Source organism: uncultured Abyssibacter sp., from assembly GCF_964000955.1.
Classification (GTDB): Bacteria; Pseudomonadota; Gammaproteobacteria; order Nevskiales; family OUC007; genus Abyssibacter.
The window spans coordinates 1-5397 of record NZ_CAXFCL010000045.1 but is presented as its reverse complement, the minus strand read 5'-3'; the positions used below and the strand labels follow the sequence as shown (position 1 = coordinate 5397).

Here is a 5397-nt window from a genome sequence, read left to right as displayed (position 1 = left end):
GTCTCTGTCGAACTTCGCCAAGCACACGACCAAGCGCTTCGTGAACCTGATCTCCAGCTTCGAGGATTCGGTGGCGCACGAGTGCCGCAAGCGCGGCTTCGATGGCATCGTCTGCGGTCATATCCATCACGCGGAAATCCGCGACATCAACGGCGTGATGTACTACAACACCGGCGACTGGGTGGAGTCCTGCACGGCGCTGGTCGAACACGTGGACGGCCGGATGGAGATCCTCGACCTGTCCGACGACGGCGTGCAGCGCAGCGACAAGGTCACGCCGATCCGGTCCGTCGCGACCGGCTGAGCCCGCGTCCGCCGCGGCGGACGTCGATGAGCAGGAAGGGGCGGAGTTGGCGGGCCAGCTTCCCTATAATTCGGGGATGACTGACACCGAAGTTCTGGCTGAGGGGCGCTTCCTGCGCCTGGTTCGCAAGGGCCGTTGGGAATTCGTGCAGCGTGTGATCGCGCCGGAAGGTGCCGTGCAGATCATCGCGTTGACGCCCGCCGGTGAAATCATTTTCGTGGAGCAGGACCGCCCTCCGGTCGGGGGACGCGTGCTCGAACTCCCGGCCGGCCTGATCGACGGCGATGGTGGTCCGGACGAGACCGCGGAGGCCACGGCCATTCGTGAACTGGAGGAAGAGACCGGCTACGCCTGCGAGCGTGTCCGTCTCGTGCATCGCGGGCCGACCTCGCCCGGAAGCTCCAATGAATTCAACGCGTTCTACGTCGCCGAAGGCCTGCGCCGGATCGGCGACGGCGGGGGGCTGGACAGCGAGGACATCACTGTTCACCGCGTGCCGCTGGCGTCCGCGCACGACTGGCTGGCGGAACAGGCCGGGCGTGGTCTGTACATCGACCCCCGCGCCTACACCGGGATTTACTGGGCCCAGCGGGAGCTGGTCTAGGTGCGCACCGCAGGGGGCGGGTCGGCGGGGTGTGTCACCCGTCTTCCCTAGAGAAACTGCGAGGGCGCGAACACCTTCGCCGCTTCCAGCTGCTTGGCCTGGTTGACCGCACCGAGCAGGATGCGATCGGCCTGCACCGGACCGGCGGCCTTGCACGCGGCGACGTAAAGCCCCTGCGCGAGCATGTGCATGCGGGCGGTGTTGCCCCACTGCACGCCATCCGGCACCGCGCCACGCATCGCAACGGTCGCCATCGCGTCGCCCAGCATGCCGGGCATGCGCCGTTCTTCCAGCGCGGCACGCAATTCGGACAGGAACTGCTGCATGACGGCCGGCCCCAGCACGCGCAATTGCTCGCCGTAGTACTGGACGATCTTGAGGAACACGATTTCGGCCGGTGTGCCCTTGAACTCGACGCGCGGCCTGGTGGGTGACGTGGCCCGGGTGGTGGCTCGCGCGGCAGTGGTGGTTGGTCCCGCCGCTGCCTGGATCATGCCCTTGTAAAGCGCCAGCCGCAGCTCGTGCCGTTCCCGTGCCTCCAGTGCTTGCACCGCCTCGATCTCGTTGACGAACTCGATGAGCGGCACCGACTTCTGGCCGGCGAATTTGCGATCCCATAGATCCAGGGCGCTCTGGACACCGGCCGCGTCCAGCTTGGAGCCCAGGACCTCGCTGATCACCGCGCGCTCACGGCTGTAGCGCGCGTTGTCGTGTGCGGCCATCAGTCGTTCCGACCCGCGTGGGGGAGATCGGTCTGGAACTCGGGGTAGCCGACCTCGGAGTGCTCGGTGAAATCCAGACCGCGTTGCTCGTGGATCGATTCGGCCCGCACCTTCAGCACGACATTGATGCCCGCGAAGCAAAGCCAGGCGAGCGGGAACGCCCACAGGAAGGCCGCGCCGATTCCCAGCAGCTGCGTGGTGATCACGCCGGGCTGGAACAGACCCTCGTCCAGGAACAGGCCCGCAGCCAGCGTGCCCCAGGCACCGCAGAACCCGTGGACGGGAATGGCGCCGACGACATCATCCACGCGCAGCTTCAGCAGCAGATCACCTCCGAACACGGCGATCGGCGCGGCGATGAACCCGGTGAGTACCGCGAAGACCGGTTCCATGGAGCCGCAGCCGGCGGTGATGGCCACCAGGCCGGCCAGGGCGCCGTTCACCGAGCTGGTGATCAGCACCGGCCGGCGGAGTGCGGTCAGCAGAATCATCGTGCCGACTACACCGGCGGCGGCCGCGAGGTTGGTGTTGAGCAGCACCTTGCCGATGGACGCGTCGGCCGCCAGCGTGCTCCCGCCGTTGAACCCGAACCAGCCCAGCCACAGGATGAAGACCCCGAGCGCGACGCTGGGCAGGCTGTGTCCGGGGATGTTGCGGACCTCTCCCTTCGGACCGAAGCGCCCCAGGCGCGGCCCCAGCACGATCGCCGCGGCCAGCGCGCACCACCCGCCAATCGAGTGCACAACGGTGGATCCGGCGAAGTCGATGAAGCCGCGCTCGGACAGCCAGCCCGATCCCTCGAAGGCGCTGCCCCAGACCCAGCTGCCGTAGACGGGGTAGATCACGCCGGTGACCGCGACGGCGCCAATGGCGTAGGCCGCGAAACGCATTCGCTCGGCCACGGCGCCGGAAACGATGGTGGCGGCGGTGGCCGCGAACATCATCTGGAAGACCATGAATCCGGCTTCCCCGCCGGTGAGATCGCCGGGCACGAAATGGGTGACGCCAATCCAGCCGCTCGGATTGTCGCCAAACATCAGCCCGAACCCGAGCGCCCAGAATGCCAGCACGCCGACGCAGAGATCGGCGTAGTTCTTCATGATGACGTTGACGGTGTTCTTGGTGCGGACGAATCCGCCTTCGAGCAGCGCGAACCCGGCCTGCATGAAGAACACCAGCGCCGCACTGACGCTGACCCAGATCAGATCGGCAGGGTTTTCAAGCAGCCCCTGGGCACTGGCCGTAGCCGGCAGGGTGAATGCGGCAATGGCGAGACAGCAGGCAAGGCGTTTCATGCGCATGCAATTCCTTCGTAGGCGATCCGTGCTATCGCAACGCAGGTGCAGGCGTGGTCGAGGCGTGTCGAGCGGTGCTCCATCGCCACGGGTGCCGGACCAGCGGGCACCCGTGGCGGTGAAGGCTTGCCGACCAATCCCCGGTATTGGCCGAACCCCCTGAGGGAATCAACGCGTGCTTCCCAAACCGCGGCCTGCGCCGCGATTCCCCGAGCTCTAGAGCTCGGGAGAAACAGCAAGCAATGCCGGGGCCAAGTCGCGATTCCCGAGGTTCAGGCCGCCAGGGTGCCGTCCCGATAGTCGGCCAGCGCCTGTTCGATCTCCTCGCGCGTGTTCATCACGAACGGGCCGTACTGGACGATCGGCTCGTTCAGCGGCTTCGCGGCCAGCAGCAGCAGACGCGTACCGTCGCTTTCCGACAGGATTTCGACACGGTCGCCGTCGCCCAGGAGGCCGGCGGCGCGTCGGGGCAGGACCTTTCCGCCAATGGTCGCTTCGCCCTCGTAGACGTAGGCGAAGGCGTTGTGGCCGGCCGGTATGTCGGCTTCGAAGCGCGAGCCGGCGTCGAGGTGAACGTCCAGCAGCATCGGATCGGTGGTCGCGCGCCGCACGGCACCCTCGACGCGTTGATCCGCGTGCGACCAGCCTCCGGCGATCACGCGGACCCGGCCGCCAGCAAATTCGGCTTCCGGTATATCCCCGGTGGGAATGTCACGGTAGCTCGCCGGCTGCATCTTCTGTCCGGATGGCAGGTTCAGCCACAGCTGGAAGCCGCGCATTCTGCCTTCGGTCTGCTGCGGCATCTCCGAATGGATGATGCCGCGGGCGGCCGTCATCCATTGGACGTCTCCTGGTCCGAGGTCTCCGGTGTTCCCCAGGTGATCCTTGTGCTGCATCCGGCCGTCGAGCATGTAGGTGACGGTCTCGAAACCGCGATGCGGGTGCGAGGGGAAGCCGGCGATGTAGTCGTCCGGGTTGTCGGAGAAGAATTCGTCGAGCATCAGGAACGGGTCATGCCGAAGCGCCTGCGTGGCTCCGAGGCTGCGGCGCAGCTTGACGCCCGCGCCGTCCGAAGCCGGCATCGATGGAATGACGTTGGCCAATTCACGTTCGGACATGGGGTACCTCCAAATGCATCCGGGGTGGAGCGAGAGTTGCGGTGTCAGTGGGATCAGGCGGCGAGTTCGGCAATCGATTCGCGGGCTGATCGCAGCGCGGCGTCGCGACCGTCCGGCCCCATCGCCATGCCCTCGGCGTAGGCGAATTCCACCGCGTCGATGCCGACGAAGTTGAGGAACTCCCGGATATAGGGCGTCTGCGTGTCGCGCGGCGTTCCGACGTAGCGTCCGCCACGGGTCGCGATCACGAATGCCTTCCTGACCGGCAACAGGCCGACCGGGCCATTTTCGGTATAGCGGAACGTGATGCCGGCGCGGGCGACGTGGTCGATGTACGCCTTGAGTGTCGACGGGATGCCGAAGTTGTACATCGGCAACGCGATGACCAGGACGTCGGCGGCCCGCAACTCGGCGATCAGCGCGTCGGACAGCGCCACATCCGCCGCCTGCTCGGGCGTGCGGTCGTCCGCGGGAACGGCGAATGCGGCGAAACGGTCGGCCGTCAGGTGCGGTACGGGCTGGCTGGCGAGATCGCGATGGACCACTGTGGCCGGTCCGTGCCGCCCTTGCCAGGCTTCGATGAACTGCGTTGCCAGCTGCGAGGAACTGGCGGCGTCGGAATGCAGGCTGGTGCTGAGAAAGAGAATCTGTGTCATGACGAGGCTCCGGTGAAGTGCGATGGCAGCCATTAAACAATCATGTAATTAAATAAAAAAGCGCATATACTGGCGTTAATTAATCGAAAAATTGGATTGATTCGTGGCGACGAGAATTTCGCTGGAGCAATGGCGGGCGCTGGTGACGGTGGTCGAGGCAGGGGGCTATGCCCAGGCGGCGGAGCAGCTGCACAAGAGTCAGTCGGCGGTTAGCTATGCGATTCAGAAGCTCGAGCGCACGCTGGACGTTCAGGTGTTTCGGGTGATGGGGCGCAAGGCGGAACTGACGGAGGTCGGTGCGTCATTGCTGCGGCGGGCACGCGCTCTGCTGGACGATGCCGAACAGCTTGAGGCAGGGGCGTGCAAGCTGGCCGCCGGTGTGGAACCCACGCTGCGTCTGGCCGTGGAGGTGATTTTTCCGACCTGGTTGTTGCTTGAGTGCTTCGAGGTTTTCGCGCGGCGCTTTCCGGAGACGCATCTCGAGCTGGAGGAATCCGTACTTGGCGGCACTGACGAGGCGATTCTCTCCCGTCGCGTTGACCTGGCGATCTCGCCGAGCGTGCCGGTGGGATTCGCCGGCGAGCCGCTGCTCGAGGTTCGCTTCATCCCCGTCGCGCATCCGGACCATCCGCTCCATCGCCTGGGGCGCTCCGTGGACTATCGGGATTTGCGACGTCATCGCCAACTGGTGATTCGCG

At 65.9% G+C, this 5397-nt stretch carries 6 protein-coding genes and 1 pseudogene; 3 read left to right on the top strand and 4 right to left on the bottom strand.

Annotated elements, in window-relative coordinates; translation table 11 throughout:
- Window positions 1–304: pseudogene (locus tag ABNS06_RS01790) on the top strand (UDP-2,3-diacylglucosamine diphosphatase); the annotation flags it as partial.
- Window positions 305–380: 76 nt separating this feature from the next.
- The gene (locus tag ABNS06_RS01785; protein ID WP_348672249.1) at window positions 381–908 is read left to right on the top strand and encodes an NUDIX hydrolase; all 528 of its coding nucleotides are present in this window, start codon (window positions 381–383) and stop codon (window positions 906–908) included.
- A 47-nt stretch (window positions 909–955) separates the two neighbouring features.
- Here the strand turns inward: ABNS06_RS01785 and ABNS06_RS01780 are convergent, their stop codons facing one another.
- The 4 genes from ABNS06_RS01780 to ABNS06_RS01765 all read right to left on the bottom strand — a co-directional run bounded on the left by ABNS06_RS01780 (window position 956) and on the right by ABNS06_RS01765 (window position 4699).
- Window positions 956–1630, bottom strand: coding sequence for a hypothetical protein (locus ABNS06_RS01780; RefSeq protein ID WP_348672248.1), 675 nt, complete (start codon window positions 1628–1630; stop codon window positions 956–958).
- A complete protein-coding gene (locus tag ABNS06_RS01775; protein WP_348672247.1) occupies window positions 1630–2925 on the bottom strand; it encodes an ammonium transporter in 1296 nt (431 codons plus the stop codon). Before ABNS06_RS01775 ends, ABNS06_RS01780 begins: the two co-directional genes overlap by 1 nt.
- A 272-nt stretch (window positions 2926–3197) precedes the next feature.
- Window positions 3198–4043 carry a pirin family protein gene (locus tag ABNS06_RS01770; RefSeq protein WP_348672246.1) on the bottom strand — a complete coding sequence of 282 codons (846 nt, stop codon included), beginning with the start codon at window positions 4041–4043 and terminating at the stop codon, window positions 3198–3200.
- A 53-nt stretch (window positions 4044–4096) separates the two neighbouring features.
- Complete coding sequence (locus ABNS06_RS01765) at window positions 4097–4699, bottom strand: NAD(P)H-dependent oxidoreductase (protein ID WP_348672245.1); 603 nt, start codon at window positions 4697–4699, stop codon at window positions 4097–4099.
- Window positions 4700–4802: 103 nt separating this feature from the next.
- Here ABNS06_RS01765 and ABNS06_RS01760 point away from each other — a divergent pair.
- Window positions 4803–5397: LysR family transcriptional regulator (locus ABNS06_RS01760; protein ID WP_348672244.1), on the top strand; the 595-nt coding region annotated here is incomplete at its 3' end.

Coding starts and splice junctions, on each gene's coding strand:
- ABNS06_RS01785 (WP_348672249.1), top strand. CDS start 381: ATGACTGACACCGAAGTTCTGGCTGAGGGGCGCTTCCTGCGCCTGGTT.
- ABNS06_RS01765 (WP_348672245.1), bottom strand. CDS start 4,699: ATGACACAGATTCTCTTTCTCAGCACCAGCCTGCATTCCGACGCCGCC.
- ABNS06_RS01775 (WP_348672247.1), bottom strand. CDS start 2,925: ATGAAACGCCTTGCCTGCTGTCTCGCCATTGCCGCATTCACCCTGCCG.
- ABNS06_RS01770 (WP_348672246.1), bottom strand. CDS start 4,043: ATGTCCGAACGTGAATTGGCCAACGTCATTCCATCGATGCCGGCTTCG.
- ABNS06_RS01780 (WP_348672248.1), bottom strand. CDS start 1,630: ATGGCCGCACACGACAACGCGCGCTACAGCCGTGAGCGCGCGGTGATC.